This is a genomic window from Erythrobacter ani, from assembly GCF_019204025.1.
GTDB classification, from domain to species: domain Bacteria; phylum Pseudomonadota; class Alphaproteobacteria; order Sphingomonadales; family Sphingomonadaceae; genus Erythrobacter; species Erythrobacter ani.
Map to the genome: position 1 here is coordinate 625,806 of NZ_JAGSPB010000001.1, position 23,875 is coordinate 649,680.

At 57.4% G+C, this 23,875-nt stretch carries 22 protein-coding genes and 1 tRNA gene; 5 read left to right on the forward strand and 18 right to left on the reverse strand.

The features are described from left to right. Positions 1–10: 10 nt before the first annotated feature. Both KCG45_RS02990 and ftsE read right to left on the reverse strand, forming a co-directional pair. Entirely contained in the window at positions 11–967 is a 957-nt protein-coding gene (locus KCG45_RS02990; RefSeq protein WP_369410716.1) for a cell division protein FtsX, read from the reverse strand. Beyond that, on the reverse strand, positions 964–1,716 hold the full coding sequence (gene ftsE, locus KCG45_RS02995) for a cell division ATP-binding protein FtsE (protein ID WP_218315630.1): 753 nt from the start codon (positions 1,714–1,716) through the stop codon (positions 964–966). The genes KCG45_RS02990 and ftsE overlap by 4 nt, the downstream gene beginning before the upstream one ends. Before the next feature lie 217 nt (positions 1,717–1,933). On the opposite strand from ftsE, the gene KCG45_RS03000 reads away from it, so the two are divergent. Further along, positions 1,934–2,893 (forward strand): MJ0042-type zinc finger domain-containing protein, encoded by a 960-nt coding sequence (locus tag KCG45_RS03000; protein ID WP_439648898.1) that lies wholly within the window; start codon positions 1,934–1,936, stop codon positions 2,891–2,893. A gap of 147 nt (positions 2,894–3,040) precedes the next feature. Next, positions 3,041–3,127, forward strand: a tRNA-Leu gene (locus tag KCG45_RS03005). Between the two features lie 336 nt (positions 3,128–3,463). Here KCG45_RS03005 and KCG45_RS03010 read toward each other — a convergent pair. The 16 genes from KCG45_RS03010 to KCG45_RS03085 form a co-directional block, all read right to left on the reverse strand. Next, entirely contained in the window at positions 3,464–3,790 is a 327-nt protein-coding gene (locus KCG45_RS03010; RefSeq protein WP_218315632.1) for a TrbC/VirB2 family protein, read from the reverse strand. A 469-nt stretch (positions 3,791–4,259) separates the two neighbouring features. Then, entirely contained in the window at positions 4,260–5,273 is a 1,014-nt protein-coding gene (locus tag KCG45_RS03015) for a hypothetical protein (RefSeq protein ID WP_218315633.1), read from the reverse strand. Beyond that, on the reverse strand, positions 5,264–5,524 hold the full coding sequence (locus KCG45_RS03020) for a hypothetical protein (protein ID WP_218315634.1): 261 nt from the start codon (positions 5,522–5,524) through the stop codon (positions 5,264–5,266). The genes KCG45_RS03015 and KCG45_RS03020 overlap by 10 nt, the downstream gene beginning before the upstream one ends. A 6-nt stretch (positions 5,525–5,530) precedes the next feature. Further along, positions 5,531–5,971 carry an Imm39 family immunity protein gene (locus KCG45_RS03025; protein ID WP_218315635.1) on the reverse strand — a complete coding sequence of 147 codons (441 nt, stop codon included), beginning with the start codon at positions 5,969–5,971 and terminating at the stop codon, positions 5,531–5,533. Next, positions 5,968–6,174 carry a hypothetical protein gene (locus KCG45_RS03030; RefSeq protein ID WP_218315636.1) on the reverse strand — a complete coding sequence of 69 codons (207 nt, stop codon included), beginning with the start codon at positions 6,172–6,174 and terminating at the stop codon, positions 5,968–5,970. Before KCG45_RS03030 ends, KCG45_RS03025 begins: the two co-directional genes overlap by 4 nt. Further along, on the reverse strand, positions 6,168–6,596 hold the full coding sequence (locus KCG45_RS03035; protein WP_218315637.1) for a hypothetical protein: 429 nt from the start codon (positions 6,594–6,596) through the stop codon (positions 6,168–6,170). The genes KCG45_RS03030 and KCG45_RS03035 overlap by 7 nt, the downstream gene beginning before the upstream one ends. 2 nt (positions 6,597–6,598) lie before the next feature. Then, positions 6,599–7,564, reverse strand: a complete 966-nt coding sequence (locus KCG45_RS03040; protein WP_369410717.1) for an RHS repeat-associated core domain-containing protein — start codon at positions 7,562–7,564, stop codon at positions 6,599–6,601. 111 nt (positions 7,565–7,675) lie between these two features. Next, positions 7,676–8,245: a hypothetical protein gene (locus KCG45_RS03045; RefSeq protein ID WP_218315638.1), complete on the reverse strand. Its 570-nt coding sequence runs from the start codon at positions 8,243–8,245 to the stop codon at positions 7,676–7,678. A gap of 534 nt (positions 8,246–8,779) precedes the next feature. Continuing rightward, positions 8,780–8,920, reverse strand: coding sequence for a hypothetical protein (locus KCG45_RS03050; RefSeq protein WP_218315639.1), 141 nt, complete (start codon positions 8,918–8,920; stop codon positions 8,780–8,782). Between the two features lie 134 nt (positions 8,921–9,054). Next, positions 9,055–9,444: a DUF2750 domain-containing protein gene (locus KCG45_RS15580; RefSeq protein WP_218315640.1), complete on the reverse strand. Its 390-nt coding sequence runs from the start codon at positions 9,442–9,444 to the stop codon at positions 9,055–9,057. Between the two features lie 74 nt (positions 9,445–9,518). Beyond that, the gene (locus tag KCG45_RS15585; RefSeq protein WP_369410718.1) at positions 9,519–9,803 is read right to left on the reverse strand and encodes a polymorphic toxin type 8 domain-containing protein; all 285 of its coding nucleotides are present in this window, start codon (positions 9,801–9,803) and stop codon (positions 9,519–9,521) included. Between the two features lie 24 nt (positions 9,804–9,827). Continuing rightward, the gene (locus KCG45_RS15420; protein WP_369410719.1) at positions 9,828–10,352 is read right to left on the reverse strand and encodes an RHS repeat-associated core domain-containing protein; all 525 of its coding nucleotides are present in this window, start codon (positions 10,350–10,352) and stop codon (positions 9,828–9,830) included. A 142-nt stretch (positions 10,353–10,494) separates the two neighbouring features. Further along, on the reverse strand, positions 10,495–11,040 hold the full coding sequence (locus KCG45_RS03070; protein WP_218315642.1) for a hypothetical protein: 546 nt from the start codon (positions 11,038–11,040) through the stop codon (positions 10,495–10,497). Between the two features lie 9 nt (positions 11,041–11,049). Then, positions 11,050–15,006 (reverse strand): RHS repeat-associated core domain-containing protein, encoded by a 3,957-nt coding sequence (locus KCG45_RS03075; protein WP_218315643.1) that lies wholly within the window; start codon positions 15,004–15,006, stop codon positions 11,050–11,052. Positions 15,007–16,527: 1,521 nt separating this feature from the next. After that, entirely contained in the window at positions 16,528–17,289 is a 762-nt protein-coding gene (locus KCG45_RS03080) for a LytR/AlgR family response regulator transcription factor (RefSeq protein WP_218315644.1), read from the reverse strand. Further along, positions 17,282–18,340, reverse strand: coding sequence for a sensor histidine kinase (locus tag KCG45_RS03085; protein WP_218315645.1), 1,059 nt, complete (start codon positions 18,338–18,340; stop codon positions 17,282–17,284). Before KCG45_RS03085 ends, KCG45_RS03080 begins: the two co-directional genes overlap by 8 nt. Positions 18,341–18,656: 316 nt before the next feature. On the opposite strand from KCG45_RS03085, the gene KCG45_RS03090 reads away from it, so the two are divergent. From KCG45_RS03090 to KCG45_RS03100, 3 genes are all read left to right on the forward strand, one after another. After that, positions 18,657–21,737 carry an autotransporter outer membrane beta-barrel domain-containing protein gene (locus tag KCG45_RS03090; RefSeq protein ID WP_218315646.1) on the forward strand — a complete coding sequence of 1,027 codons (3,081 nt, stop codon included), beginning with the start codon at positions 18,657–18,659 and terminating at the stop codon, positions 21,735–21,737. Between the two features lie 370 nt (positions 21,738–22,107). Further along, positions 22,108–22,806, forward strand: coding sequence for an RHS repeat-associated core domain-containing protein (locus KCG45_RS03095; RefSeq protein WP_369410720.1), 699 nt, complete (start codon positions 22,108–22,110; stop codon positions 22,804–22,806). A gap of 233 nt (positions 22,807–23,039) precedes the next feature. Next, on the forward strand, positions 23,040–23,441 hold the full coding sequence (locus KCG45_RS03100) for a hypothetical protein (protein WP_218315647.1): 402 nt from the start codon (positions 23,040–23,042) through the stop codon (positions 23,439–23,441). Positions 23,442–23,875: the final 434 nt, after the last annotated feature.

Consider the following 23,875-nt stretch of genomic DNA (forward strand, 5'->3'; position numbering starts at 1 on the left):
TGGTCCAGTCTTATAACATCGACCTGAGAGCAAGCTTAATTGTGATCCGTCCGGTCACAAGCGCGAGCAGGACGCCGGCGACCGGGACCAGGGCGATTACAACCCAGTCTTGCCATCCGAGTGCACCTCCGCCGATCATCCCGCTGTTCAGGGCCGAGAACTGCTGGCTCAGCAGCCAAACGGCGCCGACGCCTACGAAGAGGCCGATTGTCGCCCCAAAAGCGGCATCCCTCAGGACGGATCGCTGAAAGATGCGCGTCACCTGCGCATCCGTCGCGCCGAGCAAGTGAAGTATCTCGACGGTGTCCTCGTGATTTGAAAAAGCACTGCGCGCGGCAAGCCAAACCGCCGCGGCCGTGGCGAGGGCGACGAGCGCGATGAGCGCCAGAGCAAGATATTGCAGGGCGGAAAGCGCATCGTAGACCGGGCGAAGCCAGTCGGACTGCGCATCGATCCGCGCTTCGGGAACGACCGCTTCCAGCGCGCTCTCGAGCTCGGCAATATCGGCCCCCGTGACACTGCGGCTCAACTCGACATCGATCAGGGCCGGGATCGGCACTTCGTCACTTTGCGCCGCTGACCCCAGCCACGGCTCGATGAGCGCGATCAATTCTTCTTCGGGTACCACTCGTACGGATGTGACCAGCGGCTGCTCTGTCATCACATCGGCCGCAGCGCGGGTGAGGCGCGCTCGGCGCGCAGCATCTGCCTCCGTGATCTGGATCGTGACCGCATCGGACAGGTCGGCGCGCGCGCTATCGGCAAGGTTTCGCAGCGACAGACCCCCTGCTGCGGAGACCACGACGAGCGCGATCAGGATCGCGATGACCCACGGGATCGGGCCGCCGAAACGCGTCTGGGGTAGCAGCTTTGCAGCAAGCGCGCCCGAAATGCTGGTTTCGCCATCGCGGGCTGGTGGCTTCGCGATCTGGGATTTCGACTGCTCGGGAAGCGGGGGGAGGCTCACGGGGCGCTCTTCCGGGGTTGATGCACCCTGCCCGGTTCTGTCCGCGGGGGAAACCGCAATGCGCCGGTAGGGTCGGACAGCCGGCCCTTCTGCAGCCGCATGATGAGCGATTCCGGCACTTTCTTCAGCAGGTGGACATCGTGCGTGGCGACCACGACTGTCGTTCCCACCCGGTTGTTCAGCGCCTCGAACAAACGCAGCAGCTTGAGCGCCATGTCCGGATCCACATTGCCGGTCGGCTCGTCGGCGATCAGCATGCGCGGGCGCGCGATAACAGCGCGCGCGATGGCCACCCTTTGCTGCTCTCCTCCGGACATGGTCGCCGGCACGGCCTGCGCACGGTGCGTCAGGCCGACCCATTCGAGCATATCCGACACGGCCTTCATCACCTTGCCCTCAGTTGCGCCCGAAAGCCTCAGCGGGAGCGCGACATTGTCGAATGCGGAGAGATGCTGCACCAGCCGGAAATCCTGGAACACGACGCCCAGCCGACGCCGGAAATCGGGCAGTCGCTCGCGCGGCAAGGTAATCATGTCCCGGCCGAACATTCGAATGGCCCCGCGCGATGGTCGCTGCATCAGGTAAAGCAGCTTGAGCAGGCTCGTCTTGCCAGCCCCGCTGGCACCCGTCAGGAAATAGAAACTGCCCGGATGGAGAGTGAAGCTCAAGTCGCTGAGCACCTCCGGATCGGTGCCATAGCGCAGCCCGACATTGTCGAATTTCACGATCTCGTTCGGGCTGTCGCTCATCGCGCGGGCTTAACAGTGGCGTTCGGCAGGTGGAAGCGGTTCATGGCAACTAACATGTGGGTTTGCGCACCTGAAAGCGCAATTTTGATGCATCAATGTGGAAAAAGGCGCTCAATTGCGGGCTGAGCGCGTCCGGACCCTTGTAGAGTTACGGCCCATCATTAATGCCAAGCGGGCGATGATTATATCCTGCCCTGCCTGCTCAACGCGGTACGTCGTGCCGGATACCGCTATCGGTATCGAGGGTCGCACGGTTCGCTGCGCCAAGTGCAAGCACAGCTGGTTTCAGGATGGCGAGCCGATCGATCTGCCTGATCGCCCTGCCGAAGCCGAGGATCGATCGAGCATAAGGCCCGAACGCAGCGCATCGGAAGACCCTGCACCTGCTGCGCCGCCCCCAGCTCCACCCCCGCCGCCCGTTCACGAGCAAGAGCCACCGGAGCCTGAGCCCGAGACACCGGCCGCGACCGATGGCACCGAACCTGCACCATCGATCAGTTTCTGGCGGACCGACGATCGCGCCGCGCAGGGCGTGCATCCTGCCGACCCGGTTGCAGGCGGCATCGCGGCAAGCGCTCTCAAACGCGAAGAGAGCGCACAAGATCACTACGAAGAGGCCGAAGCTGCGTCCGAGGCCGAATCTTACGAGGAAGAGTACACTCACGACGACCCGGTCGAAGAAGCGTTCGACGATCACGATTACGATGATGACTCCTCGCAATTCGATTATGCGCCGCCATTCAGCGCGCGTCGCAACCCGCTCAAAATGTGGACGATCGCTGCGGCTATATTCGCCCTGCTCGCCACGGGAACGGTTTTCGCGGTGAATTATTACGGTCTGCCCAGTTGGCTTCCCGTCAACCAGCCGACCTTCGGCATCGGAAAACCCGATCTGACACTCGAATTTCCGGCGGACCAGCAACGGACCGAAGAGCTCGAGACAGGGACCGAGATCTTTCGCGTACGGGGCACGATCACAAATGCAGGCCGCGACACCGTCTCGGTCCCGTCGTTATTGGTCGTGTTCAGCGACGAGCGCGACCGGCAAGTCGGCACCTGGCCGATCGTCCCAGCCAAACGGGAGCTCACGCCTGGCGAGAGCCTGAACGTCACGGAAGCGATCTCGGACGTTCCAGCGGCGGCAAAGGTCGTAGAGATCGGCTGGGCGCCCAACTAAACGCTCGGCAAGCGCCAGCCAGTTCAGGTAAATTCGGGCAAGTTCTGCGTAACCACGCAGCAAAGCTCTTGCGCCCCGCGACACCCCTTGCTACGGGCGCGCTCCTACCAGGGGCAGCGTATTCTTCGCGGCCCTGAATACCTGAGTGCGGTCGTGGCGGAACTGGTAGACGCGCAACGTTGAGGTCGTTGTGGGCTAACGCCCGTGGAAGTTCGAGTCTTCTCGACCGCACCATTACTCTTTTCCCAGAGCTGAAGATATTACCACGAGGGCCTCAGTAATTCTGGGCCTTTGGATCGGCGCATTGACGTATACCAGACCATCAAATGGAACCATTTTATTACATACCGGGGTGGGTAGAAGAGCAGCACATGAGGTTTGGCGTACTCACATAGGTCAAGGCGAAGAACCTAGCCTATGACACTCAAGCCGATGGTTATGCCCGATCGCTCATGGAACGCGACCACAGCGCTGCGTGCAGTATGCCGCGACTTGTTATCTATGACATTTGATTGACCTGGATTTGTGCCGACCCGGTTGGATGATCACCGGATTGATCGCGTTCCGATGCTAAGTGCCCGAATACGGATCAAAGGGATTGCTGTTCTGATTGGTTTCAACATTGCGCTCAGGCAAGGGGCTATGCTCAATTGCTTGCGCTGGCGCTGGCAAGGCCGCCTCTCCTCGCGGAACAAACTCCATGAATGACTGAGCAATCTCACCTGAGGCAATGAGCAGGAAACTGCCGGCGACCACCAAGCCTGCGCGCTTGAACGAGATTTCTCCATTCAACATCCGAAATGCCGCGAACGCAATTCCAAGCGTCAGGAAAGCTGTCACCAACGGACCGGTGACTACCCCAACAATCCAGCCCAGTGCGGATTCAAGAGATGTCATTTGGCACTTTGTGGCCGATGAACGGCCCATACGGATGCGGAAAAGATAGCGTGGGCTTGCCAGTCATTGTGTTTTCGAGGCTCACCATCACTGTCCCTAGAAACCGCGAATGAATGCTCTTACTTCATCGAGGGCCACTATGTTGTTCGTGCCGTCGGTGCGCTTTGCCGACAGCACGATGCGTATCCTGCTGTGGGCAAAGGCGGGTTAGCCCCGACTGCGGTAAAACAGCATCCAATCTTCGTCCAGCTTGTAGTGCTACATGCTTCGGCGCTTAAGTTGGTCAGCGTGTGAGGAAGCATGCATTGCTGTGGCGACGCTGAGCTCATCACGGGCAAGGAGCTGAATATCAAGACCGGGAAAACGAATACTCGCATCAGCAAACTCCCTCTCGCTTATGGCAATGCCTTGTAGCACTGAAAAATGGTGTTCTCCCAGCAAGTGGATGACATGATCTCGACGCTGAATATCAGGGCGGATTGGTTCCGAACTGCTGGAAGACAGCGGTAGAGAAAGACGCGGAGCCAGCCATCAGACCAAACCCGATTTCATCAAGACTTCCGCCGGAGGCGGTTAAGAAAGCCGATATGCTCTCGGCCCCAATCTCGATCCAGTGGTATCCGTTTGGACTCACGAAAAGGGTCACTGTATCGCCGCTGACATTAACTCTGACCCATCGCGTGTTGCCCGCGAGGTACCTTGCTGGGACGCCTTCCGCCGAATAAGAGGTCGGGGTGGCCCAACGCCGTATTCCGGTAACCCATGTGCGGTCTCTGGAGGATCGGTAATGCCCCAGATAGACATTCAGCAGTCTACCGGATTGAGAATTCCTGAGAAGAATGAGCGGATAGGAATAATAGGATGTCGAGATGTTAGTGTATCCAGCAGTCTGATCTACTCGCATAAAGACATCGTAGGTCGACGACGTCGGCGCAGCTTGCATCAGACCGTGGATCTCACCGTCAACATCGGCCGTCATCACCAGGCCGTTGCCGGTATCGGCCGCCACGCTGCTGCCCTGATTGAGCCAGGTGAAATTCGCAAGTGAAGGAATGTCTCTCGGAGGGGCCTCATAAAACGAGCCGCCTCCGCCGCCACCCCCGCCGCTGCTATTGGTCGCCGATGTGATGCGCCCCTTGCTGTCGACGATGATGTTGGGGCTGGCGTAGCTGCCCGGAACGACCCCCGTATCCGTTAGCGTAGTGGCGGTCGATCCGGATGTCGTCACATCTCCGGTCAAATTTCCGCCAGTGATGCCGGTTGCGCTATCGAAGACGGCGATCTCGCCGGCATTGGGCGTGCCTTCATGAGTGGTTGTATTTTCGACGCATGCGGCCACAGCGTTGAAATTGTCCATCACCTCGGTCGCGTCGGCAACCTGCCCGTTCACGAGGGTGTGCGGGACGACGCACTGCTGAGCCTGTGCCTGGCTCACAGCGAGCAGCGACGAAGCGACCAAAAGCGATCCTGAAATTAAGCGCATTGCTGAAACGTCCTTCCCTCAAAGTATGAACGGTTGAGATTTGTGCTGGTTGAACTCTGGCGGGCAGGCGGCAGCGCCCGGATGAACTCCGCCTTCACGTCGCGTGCCGACGAACCATATTCCGCTATCACCCGGCCCCCAGCCAACACCAGAGACGCATCGTAAACGAAGGGCCGGGTGCCCGTCGGCTTATCCACCCGCACCCGGTCGCCAAGCCCATTATAGGTGTAGCTCTGCGCCCCGATACTCATGTGCTTTCAAGCCTTGCCTGTCTGTGGTAACTCCTGGAGCCGCTTAAGCGCGTCTGTAGGTCGCTGAAATTTCTCCCCCGCTTCGATCAGCGCTTTTATCACAATTGATCGAAGTGCTGCCTTCACGTCCTCGCCATCCAGACCACTAAATCTTTCAATATTTAGTTTAACAGTCAATGGCAAATCACCGTATTTACGATTTACACGATAGAACTCTGTCCCTCGACCTTCTTGGTTCTCAAAAAGAATCGCGAGGGTCACCCATGAAAAAGGAGCACAGTCAAGAAAACCAGATTTTATCATTACTTCTTCGATCTCGCCTCGGATTACCCCTAGCGCCTCAAAGCTACCAATAGGGTGACGAATTGGAGCGCCCGAGGCCGTAACGCCCGAGGAGCTAACCAATCCGAGTTTACGATCATGTGGGGGCTTGGCGGGAGGCGTCATCTGTCTTTCTTGTTGCTCGGAAGCTTATCGTCGCCATGAATCCGCACCCAGTCGCCAAGCCCGTTATAGGTGTAGCTCTGCGCCCCGATATTGGTCCGGTCGTAGGTCGCAAGGCGGCCCCGTCCGTAATGGGTCTCGATAGCGGGTGCGTCCCAATGCCACTGTGACAATATGGTTTTGCGTTTAAAGTCTGGGGTCACCATTCTTCCTCGCCAAGCAAGACATTCATGACATCCGCATCAATTACGCGCTCCTCAGGAAAGTCGCGGAGAAAACGCTTGGCCTGAGCGGCGAAAGGGGCCTCCGCGAAGCGGTCTCTTGTATTCGCAAAAAGCGACTTCAGCTCTCTCACTTTGATCGCTCGCGGAGCGCCAATTCTGAAGCGCTCTTTCTGACGGGTGATGCCTAATCTTTGCGGTATAGTCTTGGGCAAAATGCCCAAAGAGTTCATTTCGAAAAACTGACCGTTTCTATCGATCACCCAACGCAGATCTGCAGTTCCATTTTCATTCACGTTGACAAGAAGCTCGCCTTCTCGTGAGACTTTTGCGACTAAAAAAAACGTCCTGTTATCATCAGGAACTAGCTGATCTCCAAGAGCAGTGATGAACGGTTCATCAAACATGCTTAGCGGCAATCACATTTAGTACCACCGCTGGAAGTCGAGCCGACAGCGTAACTGACAATCCCGGCTGTACCAGCCTTCATCCAGCGAGGGTAGTAGCGCGCTTGCTGTAGCCGACTCATATTGCGACGCCTGGAGTTTTCACCAAGAGGAACTCCGGGTTGCAGGTTTGCCGGATGGTTCAAAAGCCAGCTTGGCCAGTTGCCTTCTTGCTTGAATATCACGTGGTCCACCGTGTGGGAATTACGATTTAGGGGGCGGGAATTGACTGGTATCACTCCACGTCTCTGAAGTCGCTTCCTCATGGCATCCCAGTTCGGCACATTCTTGTAAGCGGCCTTGACCGCCGCGCGCTGGCTCAACTTAAAACCACCAACAAGAGCCCCCTTAACCAGCGCTCCGCCTCCAGTCGCGTCGACTAAAGCCAATCCGGCGTGAAATGCCGCCCAACCGTAGTTTCCACAATTGTAAGCTTCATATGCATCAAGACCGGAGCCCAGGACAGGCACATAACCAGCTGCACCGCGGAGATCGAACAAGCCAAGCGGATCGATCAAATTTACCGGATCGCCGTTCGCATAGAGGTAAGGGTTAGCCCCTCCCCCCAGCCCAATCGGGTCCGCCTGGATGTACCGGCCCGTCACCGGGTCGTAATCCCGCGCGCGGTTGTAGTAGAGGTCGCTCAGCACCTGGCTCTGGCCCGGGAAGCCGGGGCGCAGGAAGGCGTTGCCGGGAGTGACCACCTGTCCCTGCGCGTTGGTCGTGACGGTCGGCACGCCGAGATGATTGCCGTGCACCCAGTACAGCTCGAGCTGGCTTGATGCATTCTCCGCCACCATCGCCAGCGGAGCGTAGCCCGCAATATGATCCCCGCCGCCGAAGGGGGAATTGTCGTTCGCAGCAGGCGGGAGCGCCCAGATGAACTCGGCCTTCACATCGCTCGCCGAGGAACCATATTCCGCAATCACCCGGCCCCAACCAATACCAGAGACGCGTCGTAGACGAAGTGCGGCGTGCCCGTCGGCTTATTCACCCGCACACGGTCACTCAGACTTATGTCGAACGACGGCCGATGATGATTAGCTCTTGGTATCATCTAGCGCCCTGTCCACTGAGTCATCGTTCCTACCTCCAAACAGATTTGGGCCCACGACGCCGTTGTCAAACCAATCAAATACTTGAGGCAGCAATTTGACTGCGTGGTCGACCACTCTCGGAATGTTGCGCTCATCTTGGAAGGGCCAAAGCAAAAGAAACGGACGAAAGGAGCGTACTGACGACGAGAGCGAGAAGAGTTCGGGGCTCTCGGAGGTGCCCATTCGCTCGTAGGGAAACGGCTTGCCCCAGACGATCACGCCCTCGTATGGAGCAACTCCGAGAATAAGATAGAATTCTGGATAGCTCCAATCATCGTAAACGATCTCTATCAAATCATCATGCCCTGCTCGGCCTCGACGAAAGAGCCCGTGCGGATTGTAGACCTTTGTCCTGGCTGATGGTTTGGGACACATCGGATTTTCGCCCTGAGCGAATCCTGCTTGTTCTAGAGCCGGAATTATCTCGGCCTTCACTGTGTCTCTCAAATCTCTGTAGAGACGTTCAGACCGGCCCTCGGGAATGAGGAGTTTGGAAAGCCAGATCATTGGCATGCACAATCTCTATGCCTCCCTCTGCAATCGGCAATACCTATGGCGCCACCAATCCGCGAGCCCAAGTTGCCAAACCAGTCGTAAGTCCGACGCTCGACTAAATAATCGTCTCCCAAGCCATCTCTCGCGCGCCGCTGCGCCTTTGTCAGATCACTCGTTCCAAACTTTGATTCGATATAGCGAGTGCGCCCGCCAATCTCGAACCTCCAATCTGAGCGTGCCGTGTACCCCCTAATGCGCTTCTTGTGATCTCCCATTGGACGCCGGCCTAAGGCGCGATGTTTCAAATAGGACAGTCCCTCGCCGATCCTTCCCTTAGTCTTGTTCGAGAGAGGTTTCAGCGCGTTGATCACTCCTTTTCGGCCAATAAAGCCTCCAAAACCGCCGCCCATAGCGCCTGCAATCAGAATGTCGCTCGCCGATGCGCGGTGCTCGGCAATCACCCGGACCCCAGCCAAAACCGAAGACGCGTCGTAGACGAAGTGCCGCGCGCCCGTCGGCTTATCCACCCGCACCCGGTCGCCAAGCCCGTTATTAGGTATAGCTCTGCGCCCCGATATTGGTGCGGTCGTAGCTTTCGAGCCGCCCGTATCCATCATAGCCTGCGGCAACCGCTATCCCGTCCGGGCGGCTCTCGCTCACGGTGTTTCCGCGCCAGAAAAGTTCGTCCTCCAAATGTCCAATGCTTTTCGACAATTGGCGCGAAGTATTATGCCTCAACCCAAACTTTCCAGAGGGTATTCTGTAGTTCGCACGATTTACGTCTGGCCCTTGATGCCGCCTAAGGTAATTGAGCAGGTTGGTTCGCATTAGTATTTTGCCAACTCAGCCCTGAGATCTTCCGCGAGACGTTGAGGGTCTACCGAGACACCTACGTCACCGGTCTTTGGGAAAACGGCTACACCACGACCCTTTACCACTAATTCAGGAGTCCAGCTGTGGAGCCAGTCTGAGATCGAAATCTCTTGCGCGGTGCAGCAATCCCAAGCCTCAACTGCGCATTTCTCAGCAAACGCTGAATGCGGCCAGACTGGAACTAACTGATGCCCAACTGCGTCTGTTGCGAGGACCCAGCCATTCCCCCAAAGCGAGAATAATTTCTCCCCATCGCACGTCTTCTTTACGAAATACTCATATCTTTCAGATCCGGCTGCAGCGAGTAGAGCTTCCTGCTCACGCTTGTTGAGATTCCAACTCATTTACGCCTCTTACGTTCAATTCGGTGCTGAATCTTGTGCAATTGCACATCTTGAAGATCGCTGTACTCATATCCTTACCCCCGTCTCGCTTCGAAGCCACGCCTATGTGCGAGATCCATGCCTTCGGGAACTCTCATTCTTTCTCGTTGACCGCGAGCAATCTCGTTTAGGTCCCGCCTTAACTCTCCTCTGATCCTAGAAGAGAGCTTCGGATCATTCACTAGCTCTCGCAGACGAGGTTGCTTCCCGTTGCGTCCAATTGGAACCACACCACGCTCATCTCTCCAAAGACTGCGAACGATCTGCCGCCCGCCGCGTGTAGTCAGCCCACGCGCCAAGCCACCATAACCGGTTCCCATGAGAGTCCAGTCGGCTACCTCCCATCAGTCAACGCACTCAAGTTGGCCTTCGTTCGAGTAGAGTTGGTAAGCCAAGTTTGCGCCACCCACGACAACTGGCACTATCACAACCCACGCTTCGCCGGCTGGATCGATCAAATTTACCGGATCGCCGTTCGCATAGAGGTAAGGGTTAGCCCCTCCCCCCAGCCCAATCGGGTCCGCCTGGATGTACCGGCCCGTCACCGGGTCGTAATCCCGCGCGCGGTTGTAGTAGAGGTCGCTCAGCACCTGGCTCTGGCCCGGGAAGCCGGGGCGCAGGAAGGCGTTGCCGGGAGTGACCACCTGTCCCTGTGCATTGCTGGTGACGGTCGGCACGCCCAGATGGTTGCCGTGGACCCAGTAGAGCTCGAGCTGGCTTGATGCATTCTCCGCCACCATCGCCAGCGGAGCGTAGCCCGCAATATGATCCCCGCCGCCGAAGGGGGAATTGTCGTTCGCAGCAGGCGGGAGCGCCCAGATGAACTCGGCCTTCACATCGCTCGCCGAGGAACCATATTCCGCAATCACCCGGCCCCAACCAATACCAGAGACGCGTCGTAGACGAAGTGCGGCGTGCCCGTCGGCTTATTCACCCGCACACGGTCGCCAAGCCCGTTATAGGTGTAGCTCTGCGCCCCGATATTGGTGCGACGAGGAACCTGAGCGAGCTTCACTGAGGCTTAAGATCATATTCTTGAGGTGCGCGATCATCAGCGGTCAACCGCCAGCCATCATTGAGAAGTTTGCTCGCAGTCGGCCCCACATAGTTAGAGTTGACTATCGCGAAGTTTGCGCGAATTTTTTTCTTTATGAGCGCATATAGATCAAGAGCCTCCATGGCTGCGGAGGCGGTTCCGACACTTCCAGAAATCAGTGTTCTTTCACTAAATATACCTCCAAAGCAAACAGTGACTGAGTTTGGCACGGATAATTGGTCTATTATCTCGACAGCATCTCCTTTTCTCTGTTCAACAAGGCGAGTTTTCGGCCTTTGTTTCTTTTTGAGCCAGAGATAAGAACTTTCAGTTACCTCAGCTCCCGACTTTGCCGAGCCAAAACCTTGAATTTCTTCGAGATCCTCGAAAATCTGCAATGGGCCATCTTGACGTCCTGCCAAAACGACTTTTGTTGGCATTTTATGCTGCACATCCTCAAAAACCTTCAACCAATCAGAATTTGTCGCGAAAACCGCGATGGACTTCGATCTGTTTGCCATGGCAATCACCTATTTCGGCTTTGGAATAATGAGAAGGTGATCACGGGGCCTCTGCCCTCTAATTCTAGACGCATTTCGTAACTCCCGCGCGGTCGGTGTTACGCCGTCGGAAAGCGTATCGACCGTATTAATCCTCAGTATTCGTCCGTTTTTTGTCGCAGTAGTGTCTGCATAAGACGAACCTCTTCGGCCTCCTCCAGGCCCTCTGATGTATTCTTCCGGAAATCCGCGAGCACCATTTTTGATTTCCCAGCCACGGTTCTCCAGTGCATCAGCGACCCTGTCGATATGGTCTCTTGTCGACGGTTTACCACGACGTCCGAAGGGGTTGCGCGGACCGGGAATAGCTCCACTTTGATCCTGCCAAAGGTTGCGTAAGGCCTGCCGACCTCCGCGTTTGGCTAGGCCACGAACCAGCCCTCCCAAGCCGGTTCCCATGAGTGCGAAATCGCCCACTTCCCACCAGTCGACGCACTCAAATTGTCCGCCGTTCCAATAGAGCTGATAGGCGAGATTTGCGCCTCCGAGGACCGCTGGTATGATGATGAACCAAGCCTCTCCGGCAGGATCAATCAAATTGACCGGATCGCCGTTGGCATAGAGGTAAGGGTTAGCTCCTCCCCCCAGCCCGATCGGGTCCGCCTGGATGTAGCGCCCCGTCAGCGGGTCGTAGTCCCGCGCGCGGTTGTAGTAGAGGTCCGACAGTACCTGCGACTGGCCCGGGAAGCCGGGGCGCAGGAAGTCGTTGCCGGGAGTGACCACCTGACCCTGTGCATTGCTGGTGACGGTCGGCACGCCCAGATGGTTGCCATGCACCCAGTACAGCTCGAGCTGGCTCGATGAATTCTCCGCCACCAGCGCCAGCGGAGCATAGCCCGCAATATGATCCCCGCCGCCGAAGGGGGAATTGTCATTCGCAGCAGGCGGGAGCGCCCAGATGAACTCGGCCTTCACATCGCTCACCGACGAACCATATTCCGCTATCACCCGGCCCCACCCGTCGTAGACGAAGTGCCGCGTGCCCGTCGGCTTATCCACCCGCACCCGGTCGCCAAGCCCATTATAGGTGTAGCTCTGCGCCCCGATATTGGAGCGGTCGTAGCTTTCGAGGCGGCCGTATCCATCATAGCCTGCGGCAACCGCTATCCCGTCCGGGCGGCTCTCGCTCACGGTGTTTCCGCGTCCGTCGTAGGCGACAGTGCGCGTGCCGCTATCATCGGTGAAGCTCGCGAGCTGATTGGTTCCAGGCGAGTAGCTGTAGGTCTCAGACCCTCCGCTGGCCGAGCCGCTTGCGACCGCCATGGTCAGGCGGCCCACCTCGTCGTAGCCGTAAATCTGCGATCCTTGCGGGTTGACGAGGTCGGCGATCGTGCCGATCCGGCCCACGGCATCGCGGCGATAGACGAGGTGGGAAAGATCGTTTGCGCCTTGAACGTTATACAGCCGGCGCGCGGCCAGCCAGCCATCGCTGCCCCAATCGTTCGCGACAGCGAGGCCATTGCCTAAAGCCATCGTCTTGACGGGACCGAATGCCTCGTAAGTATGCCCGTTGGCGATTGTCGTCCACGCCGGAGCACTCGCCGACGCCTTCGTCTCGACCGAACCGACCCGCCCATGCGCATCGTATCCGTACCGCACCAACCGTCCCGAAGGATAGGTGATCTGCATGATACGGTCCGCGACATCATATTGGTAGGTTAGCTGTGCGGTCGTACTTGAGCCGATGCTCTGCTGCTTCGCCGTGAGGTTGCCGCGATGGTCGTATCCGAGCAGCGTCGTGCCAGAGCCGTCCACGACCCTGGTAAGTCTTCCAATCTCGTGAGACCCGGTGAGCCCGCCGGCGTCGTAGTGATATTCGATCACCTCCGATGCGGGGCGACCCAGCGGCTGCTTCCGCGTAATCCGCCCGAGAGCATCATGCGTGTATTCGATCACCTGGCCGCGCCCGTCCGTGGATCGGGTCATCCGACCAGCGTCGTCATATTCGTACGTGTTGGTGCCGCGGTCGGGCGACACCTCCTGAATGACTTCGCCAAATCCGTTATAGGTGAATTGCGTCGTGACGGAGATCGGGTCGCTGAACGTGAGCGTATTGTCCTGCTCATCGTAGGTCGAGCCAAGCGCCCCTCCATCGGGAGCAACGGTCGAAACCACCCGGTCGAGCGCGTCGAAGGAGGAGGCGGTCGTAAAACCGTTAGCATCGGTTAGGCTCGTAAGGTTGCTCACCCGGTCATAGCCGAGCCTCGCGGGCGAGCGCACGCCAAGGCTTTCGCTCATCAATCGGCCGAGTTCGTCGAACTGCCGCCGTATCAGGCGCGCGGTCGAGCCATCGATGCGCTTCACGGTCTCACGCTCAACATTGCCCATCGCATCATAGGCGTATTCGATCCGTTCGCCTCCGGCGCCAATCATCGCGGTCAGCCGGTTGGCCGTGTCATATTCCATGGTCAGCGCAGCCACGCCCGGCATGGTGAGCGCGGTGAGATTGCCGGCGGCATCATAGTCCATCGAAGTTGCCGCATCGAGCGCAGGGTTGCTGGGATGCTTTACCGTGACGATGCGCACACGCCCGAGCAGATCATACGCGAACTGGGTAACCACACCATTTGGATCGGTCATGATCGCAGGACGGCCATTGGCATCATGCCCGGCATAGCTCGTGACATGTCCAAGCGCGTTGGTCATGGTCAGCATATTGCCAGCCGTATCGTATGTGTAACTCGTCAGATCATCGTTCGGGCCGCTGTCGGGTAGCGGACCGTTTTCGGAAAGCATGCGCCCGTTTGCATCCCAGCTGAATGCATAGGCGCGCGATGATCCATTGGTCGAATATGGAAGCGAATGGCTGGTGGTGTCGGTCAACACCAGTGTCTCAAGCCGCCCCTGTGCATCGTAAGAGTAGCTTTCCGTCAAACCTTGGGAAGTGACCGTAGCAGGCAGGTTGAAAGTAGGGTGCCACGCGATCGTGGTTTCGCGTTCCTCCATGGTGCCCACGCCTTCGATCACCGTGAGCGGCCGACCGCGGCTGTCGCGGTTTGTCGTGACAACACGGCCTTCCGCATCGGTTGTATTCTTGAGAAACGTTCCGCTGTTGAAATCCAACGTCGTCAAGCTCGCTTGAGTGGCGGCTGTCGCCCGCCCGTCGATCGAGGCCAATTGATATTCGTTGCTGCCTGACGACCTTTTGGCAAACCGATACTCAGTCGCCTTGCCAAGCGCGTTGGTAACATTCCGGACGCGTGTGGAGCCGTCATTCGAATAGGCGACTTCGGTCCGCTCGGCACCTTCGCCCAGTTCGCTCGAGAGGACGCGGCCCCCGGTATCATAACGGTAGGTGGCGACACGCTGGTCACGATGGTCGATTATGCCTGTAACGTGATATCGAAAAACGTCATTCTCATACAGATATCGCACGGAATCGAGAACGTCGCCATTGGCAGCAAGCCGTCTAACCTCTTTAAGACGTTTGTTCTTGGGCATGAATCTGACGACAGGAGGATAAGTCGCTCCGCCGATTGGCGAACGTCCACCTTTTCCGACGCGCACCCATCTTGAACCACTATAAGCCGTCGGACCTGGTAGCGGTAAGTTTTCGTAATCGTATTCCAGCGAAGTTCCGTCCGGCAGTCCAATGCGCTCGACCGCAGTCGGAATTGCCTTGAGCCCAGCAGGGACAGGATCGCGGAAGGTCAAAATGTTCTCGCCCCATTCGAACGTTGCCACACGCCCAAAGCTATCCGCGAGCGAAGCGAGGGTGCCGTCGTCCGCGTATGCGAATGTCTGCGAATATCCCGAACGCTGTTTCATGAGCACGGGGAAGCCGAACACAAACGGTCCGCCGTTTGGCCCGCCTCGTGTTTCCAAAGTCCACACCGTGTCGTGTTCGTCAGTCAATCGCCACACGGTCGGCATATCCCGCATCGTGCCGAGATCGTCTGGCAGAGTTCCGATGTGTTCCAGCCGCAACTTTCCTGACGAGCCAGAGTAGGAGCTATGCACCTCCGCCCACGTGCCATCAGTCTGGAGCGCAAATCCATAGATGGTTCCATCAGGTAACAGGATCGCCGCCGTGGCGTTTGGAGCGCTTGGTGTTCCGTCGAATATCCCTAGTTGGATTTCCCGAACAAACTCAAACCTCCAAGGCCCTCTTAATCCACCGCGGATACCGGACCTTGGCAGAACTCCAATTATTATGGGAGCACCGCCTCTTGCGCTCCGATATTTGCGGCCTATGCGGAACTGACCATCGGCAGAGGCATAATCGACCGCTTCCAAGTACTTCGAACCAGTTGAGAGAATGATTGGGTTGTCGGTCTTCGGGTTCGGTTTCCCACCATCCCCGCACGCATCATCACAACTTTGCTCTCGAGCAGGATTGAGGCGGCACAGTTCCGGATTGACTGCAGTGTAATCTTCCGGACACCTTAGTTCGACGTAGGCAGGCCAGATCGTTCCACAGGAACTTATCCCGCTAGGATCTCCGGGATCAGGGCACATCCATTGAAACTGCGTCCACACGCAATCCATGCGGCGCCAATCGTCATCAATCATGCGCGCGCCTACGTGGCGCGATGAGGGGAAGTTGCTCATCCAGTGCTCGTGGTGTGCTTCACAAGCCTCATCAGCGCTACCGAAATATCCGCTCGGACCAGCAGGTGATACCCACGCCGTAGGGACGGCATCATCGTCTGGCTCCGATTGCGCTTTCGCAGAAGCACTCAGGACAGACCCGCACAGCAGCGCCAAAGTCGCGAACCACAATACTCGGCAGTTTCGGAAGATGGCCGATGCGGCGATCATACGAGGGAATCCTCCAAGTGTGAGACAGGTACCATTGAAACAAGCAGCCGGTCGTCTCGGTCAGTTCCAGTGGCTGCAACCAAAGACGGTGGAGCCCCATTGGGACGCGGACACCGGAATTGTCTGGCTTGAGCGGGTTAAACGATTGCCGTTCGCGTCATACGTCATGAGCAAGCATGAAGATGAGGCCTGACTCGAGACAGCCACGATCGACGCGGCCATCGGTAGGTACGATGCGAATGGAGTGGCGCTCGAAGGTGATGCGCTCGAAAGGACTAGTCCGCAGAATATCCCGGCTCGCACGACACTAGGCTTCATAAAACCCATCCCTTTTCCCCGAATTCGCAACCGAACTCACCAAGGATACGATTCTTCGTCAAATATTTATTCGGGTCAGAAACCAGCGTGACTTTAGCTTGCGGCAGAGTTCTGCCAATTATTGATATACGCCTACAGAAAATATGAAGGGGCCGAAAATATCTTTCTGAATCTGCCAATTGATGATGGCTCGAAATGCAGCTCAGTCTAGTCGCGAGACCAGCGCGATTCGCGACCGCTTCTTGTTACTTCAAATGCCAAGGTATCCGAGCATCTGATATGATGACACTCCTAGAAACTTCAACGAGCTGACCCTGGGTTCACCTCGGCGCTTGTCACTCTTCTTCCATCGGCATTCCCGCCGATCTGTCATCCCCGATCAAGCGATTTCCTGAACGCCGCACCGACCGGCACCGTTTCACCGGTTTCCAATTGGATCTCGTATTTTCCATGCCCGAGCGAGATGAGTTTCCTGACAGCCGATCGTTTTACGATGTGCGAGCGGTGGATACGGGCGAATTTCTCGTCGCCCAGTTCACGAGCCAGCGCCGAAATCGTGTGTCTGAGATGCAAGGTCTGGCGATCCGTGACGATCTCAACATAGTCGCGGTCAGCACGAGCGAACCGGATTTCATCGGGAAAAACCCTGATTTGATCGGCTCCGGAGCGAAACCACAACGCCTTCGCCGGAGCGGCCTGATCATGCTCGATCCGAAGCCTGTCGACGAGCTGTTGCAGCCGTGTAGATCGTTCGTCGAGCGACTTGAGCCGAATGTGCTCACGAGCCCGATCGAGGGCGTGAACGAGCCTTTGACGGGAGAACGGCTTGAGAAGGTAATCGGTCACCCCGTGCTCGAATGCGCGCGCCGCATAATTGCTGAATGCGGTCACAAATATGATCTCTGGCAGCTCGGGCAGTTCCAGGATTTTTGCCGCCACGTGGAAGCCGTCGCCATGGGGCATTTCGATATCGAGCAGGACAACTGACGGGTTTTCGCGCTCGATATTGGCGATAGCTTCGGTGCCGTTGGCGGCTTCACAAACCACTTCAGCTTCCGGGATCGTCCCGATCGCCCCTGCAAGACGGCTGCGCGCAAGTCTTTCATCATCGACGATAGCAACTCTAAGCATGTTTGGCGGGCCTCGTCTTCAGAGCGATTTCGACCCGGACGCCGTGAGGCGCTCGCTCGGATACGGCAAATTTCGCATGCCTGCCGTAGAGCAGCCGCAGTCGTTGGCGCAGATTGCGCAGGCCGGTTCCGGTAGTGGAAGCGGTCAAACCGCTCAGCCCAGGTCCGTTATCTTCCACGACTACGCTGAGCTCGCCGCTTTCCAGACTGCACTTGACCATCACATTGACGGGACGGCTTTGCTTCGAAACGGCATGCTTGACGATGTTTTCGACAATGGGCTGCAACAGAAACGGCGGAACAGCCGCCGATTTTGCAGCATCGTCGATCTCTTCACTGACTTGCAGACGGTCCTCGTATCGGACGTGCTCGATTGCGAGATAGGCCCGCATCGATGCCAGCTCTTCCTCCAGCGGCACCAGCTCACCCGCTTCGCTCTCCAAAGAAAAGCGCAGAAAATCGCTGAGCATCAGAATGGTGCGCTCTGCATTCGCCTTATTACCTTCCGAGATCAGCGCGGAAATCGAATTGAGCGTATTGAAGAGGAAGTGCGGGCTCAACTGATGCCGCAGGGTCGCAAGTTGAGCTTCGCGCGCCGCCGCCTCGCGCTCCATCGTCAGACGCTGCTGTTCGGCGAGTTCACGCCCGAAATGGATGGCGATGAAGCTCATGAACACTGAGCTTACGATCGGGCTGTCATATATGATGCCCCCTCGGAAGAGCGGGAGAAATTCGGCGTTCTCGAGATAGGCGAATGGTGGGAACCAGAGAAAGAACGCGACGCCGAAAGCGGCATGGATCAACAAAGTCACCAGGGCGATCAGCGAAACCCATACCCAGCGAAAGCGCGGTGCATTTCCCAGCACGGTAAAGCAAAGGACCCCCGCCAGGAAACAGAGCGCCGCCGAAAACGAGTAGGTTACCAGGCGCTGCGGGAGGTCCTGCGGCAGCGATCCCTCGATCATTGAAATGCCGACATAGATGGCAAGAAAGCCGAACCACACGGCAAGGCTCACCATCAGCAGAGGCTTGTAAAGAGTTCTCTCGATCATCGAGTAATGCTCGGATGTTCTATCACCGGGGCCGTATTGCCCTACACATTCCTGTTTTTCCAATGTCTAGGTCGCAGATTTTCAGGGTTTCGTCGCACGGCGCCTGACGCTTCAACTTACGATGACGCCTCATTCGTCGCGCTGCAGTGCGATTTCGTCGTCGCACAAACGGCCTCTTACAGCTTTCATCGCGTGGCTATGCGGCTTGGTCGCGTCGATGCTGGCGCGGCCATGCGATCCGCTCTTTCTTGCAAGTCCATTTACTCCAGTGGCCTCAGCGGCCAGTGGATCGTGCAATACAAGAAGGGGGAACACGATGGACAAAACTATTCTTTTCTCGACTGCGCTCACCGCCAGCCTGGCATTTTACACTCCAGCGGCGCAGGCGCAGGCAGTACTTGGCGAGGCGCCTGATGCTCCCGCACCTATCTCCCCCGATGGAACCATTAACGGCATCGGCAGCACCGAACCCGATACCGATATAGTGGTGGATGCGGGCACGCTCGTTTTGGCCAGTCCCAACATATACTCCCTCGACCCCAATTTCGAAGTCGGCCTTATTCTCGAAGCGGGATCGAGCAGCATTTCGGTTGCCAATGGGGCGCAGGTCGCTGCCCCCACCTTTGCCAGTTTTGGCATCGTGTCCTTGTTCGCAGCCGACAACACGATCGATATCGCCGGAGATGTGATTTCCAACGGGGATTTCGGCGGAGCGATCTCGGTATTTTTCGCTGACGACAACACCGTCAACATCGCAGAGACGGGTGTCGTATTCACATCGGGCTTTCAAAGCGTCGGTGTTACAGCCTTCGGAAGCGGGCAGACCATCAATGTCGCCGGGCGAGTACAAACCCAGGGTATAGAGGCGTCGGGAATACTGGTTGGCCTCGGCACGAATATTTCGGTCGACGTTCAATCGACCGGTCAGGTTCTCGCCGAAGGGGATTTTGCACCAGCTCTGTCTACTCTGGTGAACCCGTTCCAGAGCGATATCCGGTTCAACAATGCCGGGCTGATCCAGAGTTTTGGCAATGTCGGGCCCGGAGTGGTCCTCGCAACACCGGGCGCGAGCCTGACAAATAGCGGAACTGTCGCGTCAACCGGAGACGGCGCGCCCGGCGTTTTTGCGGTTCAGAGCAATCACACGATTACCAACACGGGCAAGATCATCACTTCCGGCACCACCTTCGATGCCAATATCGAAGAACTCGTCGGGCTGGCAGCCGCCGGCAGCGGAACCACGCCGACGACCGTTCCCTCCGCGGCGATCTTCGTCGCAAATGGCGGTGTGGACGTTATCAACAGCGGTGCGATCATTGCCCGCAGCGGACCCGCGATCTTCACCAGTGCCGAATTCGCCGCCGTGACGAATGCAGCTTTCGGAGCCGGCGATGCGGCACTGCCCGTCACCATTTCCAACGAAAAGCACGGCCTCATCAAAGGAGCGACACTCGCGATCGAGGGCAGCGACCTGATCGAACAGGTCAGCAATGCTGGCACCATCATCGGCGATGTTATGCTGGCAGGCGGTGACGACAGCTTCACGCTGATGCTTGGCACCGGCAGGGTGAAAGGCGTGATCGATGGCGGCGAAGGCAACGACACGCTGATACTTTCCGGCAGGGGTGCGTTCAATGGTGCAGGCCAGACCGACTTTGAGAGCCTTACGCTCACTGGTGGCGCAAGGCAGCGTCTGTCGGGCGATTTCGGCACATTCGAGACTTTGCTCGTCACCGGCGGCAATGCGCTGTTCTTGAACAATCGGCTGAACATCGACGTCACCGGCATGGCCAATTTCGAGTCCGGCTCAGTGCTCAACGGCTCCGGCGCATTCAGCGGTGACGTAATTTCCGCAGGGAAAATCGTTCCGGGCGGACGCAACAAGGTTGGACAGCTTTCCATCGGCGGGGACTTTACCCAATCGTCCGAGGGTCTCCTGGCGATCGATATCCGCAAGCGCAGGGGAAGGCTGTCATCTGATTTGCTCTCCGTGGCGGGCACGGCGAATCTTGACGGCACACTGTTCGTTTTCCCGACCGCGCGCGGACGCCTTTCCTATGGAGACCAGTTCACTGTGGTCGAAGCGGGCCTAGTGACCGGTGCATTCAGCGAGGTGGTAACCCGATCCAACTCGCCAGTGCTCTATTTCGATCAGGTCATCGACGAGACCAGCGTTGCCTTGGAAGTGAAGGCTCGTTCGATCGCAGAGCTGGTTGGGGCGGACAGCATATTCGCCTCGATCGGCGAGACGCTGGATGCCTTGCGCTTCGGCGGCGACTACGCCAATTTCGCAGGCCTGTTCGGCATGGTCGACGGCGCTGGGTTCGACAATTTCGGCGCGACCCTGATCGGTCTGACCCCGACCAGCGGCTTCCTGCAAGTAGACAGGTCGAACAACTTCGCGAGACGCTTTACCGGGCAGATCGCGGAGCGCACGCTTACCCTGCGCGCGTTCGGCAATCCGCCAGCGGGCTTCTCAAACCCAGGCACTTCTTCCTTTGTCCAGGTCGGCGATCCGGCCGATGAAGCGGGCAAGCTAGGCGTATTCGGCTCGGTCACTGGCTCGTTCCTGAGACCCGCATCCGAACGCGCGACCGGCCAGCACGCGCTAGAAGAAGCCGCCTTCAGCCAGATGGGCGAGGTGACAATCGGTGCCGACCTGATGATCAGCGATACGGTGAGCGTGGGCCTCGCGGTGAGCAATATGCACGACAGCGCTCCGGGGAGGCTTGGCGGCAGTCAGCAGAGCAGAAACGAGAGCACATCGGCAGCGGTCTATGCCGCAGCCAGCTTCGGCAAGGGCTTTGCGGACATGTATGTTGGCTTCGCAGACCAGACTTTCGGACTGCAAGACAGCGCGGCAGGGCTTCGCGACAATCAGCTACGGTCGGCAGCGGGCCGCGCTGACGGCAACCAGGCTCTTGCCGGTGTCCGTCTCGGCTTGGCGATCGAACCGACCAAGGGGCTGACGATCGGCCCGGTCGCCTCGCTCGACTATGCCCGTTCGAACCTCGCCGGTTATAGCCAAATTCTCGGCGGCGGAGCCGCGCTCGACGTGCATGATCGCAGCTTCACCTCGGTCGGAGCAAAGCTCGGTTTAACGGGCACGCTAGATATCGATGTCGGCCGGACGGGCAAACTTTCGGCCTTTGGCTCGCTCGCCTATGCCCGTGAACTGGGCGACCGCGAGGATGCAGTCACTGCCAACTTCATCGGCGCAGAGAGCCTGCCCTTTTCGATTGCCCGTCAGCTCCAGTCGGACTGGGTGGCCGTGACCGCCGGGGCCGAATTGAAGGTGTCCGACGACCTTAGAGCTGGCGTGAACCTATCGACCGACATGGACCGCGGTGAGCTGACCCAGCATCAAGGCCGCATGACCGTGAGCTGGAGGTTCTGACAGGCAGCGGTTCTGCAATTACCCCCCTCGCTCGGCGACGGCGCATTCAAACCGGAATCGCGCCTTCCTGAGCAAACGATGAAAGCGCTCCCGGCAGCCTCCGGGAGCGCTCTCACGTTCTCAGGGGCGCAGCCAACACGGTGCGGATCGCAAATTTCGCGCAAAATACGAAAGCCGGTGGCTCGACCAACCGCCAGCGTTTCAATGTCGGTAACGTCCATCCCCGCCGTCAAGTCGAAGAGAATCTCCCATTCATACGGCAGCAACCGGGGCTCGCCTCCTGGCCCAAGGTCGTCTTTGACCCCTTCAAATCCTCCGACTGTTTCAACAAGCGTTCTTCGCGAGAACGGCGTGTTGTCAAGCAGGTGTCGTGAATCTGTTTCTTCGGCGATTTGCTGCAATTGACGACGCGGCCAAGATCGCGCTGAACACCTACGATGAGTACGGCATTAACGGTGAGACCAATGCCGGGCGGTTCCAGTATACCGGGCAGATGTGGATCCCCGAGGTCGGCCTTTATTACTACAAGGCGCGGTTCTACTCGCCCACCCTCGGCAGGTTCCTCCAAACCGACCCCATCGGATACGAAGACCAGTTCAACCTCTACGCCTATATCGGAAATGATCCGGTGAATCTCGTTGACTTCACCGGTATGTGCACCGGCTCGCGCATCACAAACGATGATGGGACTTGCGCCAGTACCGGAGGGTTTACGACGGGAGTTCAGGGTGCGGCTCAGGGAATGCAGTTTGCTGCTGCACGAGCAGCACAAAGTCAAAGCCACACCTCAGGCAATGTTGGGAATGGGACCGTCTTTCTTACAGAAGATGACAAACCCAAAAGAAAGTCGTCTAGATCCTTACGGAAACAATGGGAAAAGTTGCACGGCAAAAAGTGGCCAAAAGATCCCGACACAGGCTTCAATCAAGATGTGCATCACAAAAAACCGTTGGCCGATGGCGGTTCTGATGATGCCAAGAATGTCGAACCCAAAACTCGAAAGGATCATACAAATCATCACAGAAGACGTGGAGACTTCAGAAGGTGGGGGGGCTCGGTCGGCAGGTAGAGGCAACATGCAGTCTGCAATTGCCCTGCCTATGGGTTTGAGCATCGCTTGCCTCATTAGTGATAGCGCCTGTAGCTTCATTAGTAGCGAGTGGGAAGATTTAGAGGGTAAAGACAATTAGATTCACCACTTTCTCCACTGCACTATGTTTTTATAATTATTCATTAGAAATGAAAAATTTATAGCACAAATATGCATCTCAGGTATAAGATGGATTATTATGAGGTCGGCAAATGGATAATGAGAAAATAGTACATGAAGGTCTGGATTATTTGAAGTCATTTGAATGGGTTGATAGTTTAGATAGATATCGCGTTGACTTTTGTCTGCCCGGCGTTGTTGCGCTTTTGTCGGTAGAAATAAGTGCAGTTTCAAATGAGGTCGACAGAGAACTATGGGTTGTTTCTGGCGATCTTCCCGACGCATATTTTGTAAAAGACCAAGCTAAAACTGCCTCTCGAGCTCTGGCAGTCTATTGTGATTTGATGGAAGCATGGGTCGAATGCGTTCGTTCCAATGGAGATTTTTCGCAAGTATATCCTGTTGAAGCGCAGCCAAGCGCTGCGAATGCAGAGATGTTGGAATCGCGCATAAACTTCATCAGGTCGGAGGTCATTCCGAGTATCGCCCCCTAGTCCAATGATTTGGATACGATGAGTAAAAACAGCCCACATATGCTGCTGCCAGGTTCCGCCTTCAGCGGCGTGTTCCAGGCGGAAAACCATCCCACCTCTTAGCGGCCCGACCGGTCCCGGATCGAGATCAGCGGTCCAGTCCCTCTCAGAAGCACACCCTACACGGTAGAACCGTGGGTCGTTGCAACGAGATAGCCGAGCGATTTTAGAGACTTGCGGGCGCGGAGGGGGTGCTCGAAAAAGTTGCAACGGGTTGCAACGTCGCACCAGAGCGCGGTTGTGGTGCGATGTCAGAGGGTTGGCGTTGCAATGGGTTGCAACCGGTCGGTGCGTGTGAGGGTGGTTGACGCAGTTGCGGTGTTTAGCATTGAAGGTACGGCCAATCATTTCTGTGATGAATCTAGAATGCTTTGGATTATCGACCTGAGGATAGA

Coding starts and splice junctions, on each gene's coding strand:
- KCG45_RS03085 (WP_218315645.1), bottom strand. CDS start 18,340: ATGATCGAGAGAACTCTTTACAAGCCTCTGCTGATGGTGAGCCTTGCC.
- KCG45_RS03015 (WP_218315633.1), bottom strand. CDS start 5,273: ATGCGCTTAATTTCAGGATCGCTTTTGGTCGCTTCGTCGCTGCTCGCT.
- KCG45_RS03010 (WP_218315632.1), bottom strand. CDS start 3,790: ATGACATCTCTTGAATCCGCACTGGGCTGGATTGTTGGGGTAGTCACC.
- KCG45_RS15585 (WP_369410718.1), bottom strand. CDS start 9,803: ATGGGAACCGGTTATGGTGGCTTGGCGCGTGGGCTGACTACACGCGGC.
- KCG45_RS03070 (WP_218315642.1), bottom strand. CDS start 11,040: ATGGCAAACAGATCGAAGTCCATCGCGGTTTTCGCGACAAATTCTGAT.
- KCG45_RS03045 (WP_218315638.1), bottom strand. CDS start 8,245: ATGCCAATGATCTGGCTTTCCAAACTCCTCATTCCCGAGGGCCGGTCT.
- KCG45_RS15580 (WP_218315640.1), bottom strand. CDS start 9,444: ATGAGTTGGAATCTCAACAAGCGTGAGCAGGAAGCTCTACTCGCTGCA.
- KCG45_RS03080 (WP_218315644.1), bottom strand. CDS start 17,289: ATGCTTAGAGTTGCTATCGTCGATGATGAAAGACTTGCGCGCAGCCGT.
- ftsE (WP_218315630.1), bottom strand. CDS start 1,716: ATGAGCGACAGCCCGAACGAGATCGTGAAATTCGACAATGTCGGGCTG.
- KCG45_RS03090 (WP_218315646.1), top strand. CDS start 18,657: ATGGACAAAACTATTCTTTTCTCGACTGCGCTCACCGCCAGCCTGGCA.
- KCG45_RS03035 (WP_218315637.1), bottom strand. CDS start 6,596: ATGTTTGATGAACCGTTCATCACTGCTCTTGGAGATCAGCTAGTTCCT.
- KCG45_RS03020 (WP_218315634.1), bottom strand. CDS start 5,524: ATGAGTATCGGGGCGCAGAGCTACACCTATAATGGGCTTGGCGACCGG.
- KCG45_RS03100 (WP_218315647.1), top strand. CDS start 23,040: ATGGATAATGAGAAAATAGTACATGAAGGTCTGGATTATTTGAAGTCA.
- KCG45_RS03030 (WP_218315636.1), bottom strand. CDS start 6,174: ATGGTGACCCCAGACTTTAAACGCAAAACCATATTGTCACAGTGGCAT.
- KCG45_RS03025 (WP_218315635.1), bottom strand. CDS start 5,971: ATGACGCCTCCCGCCAAGCCCCCACATGATCGTAAACTCGGATTGGTT.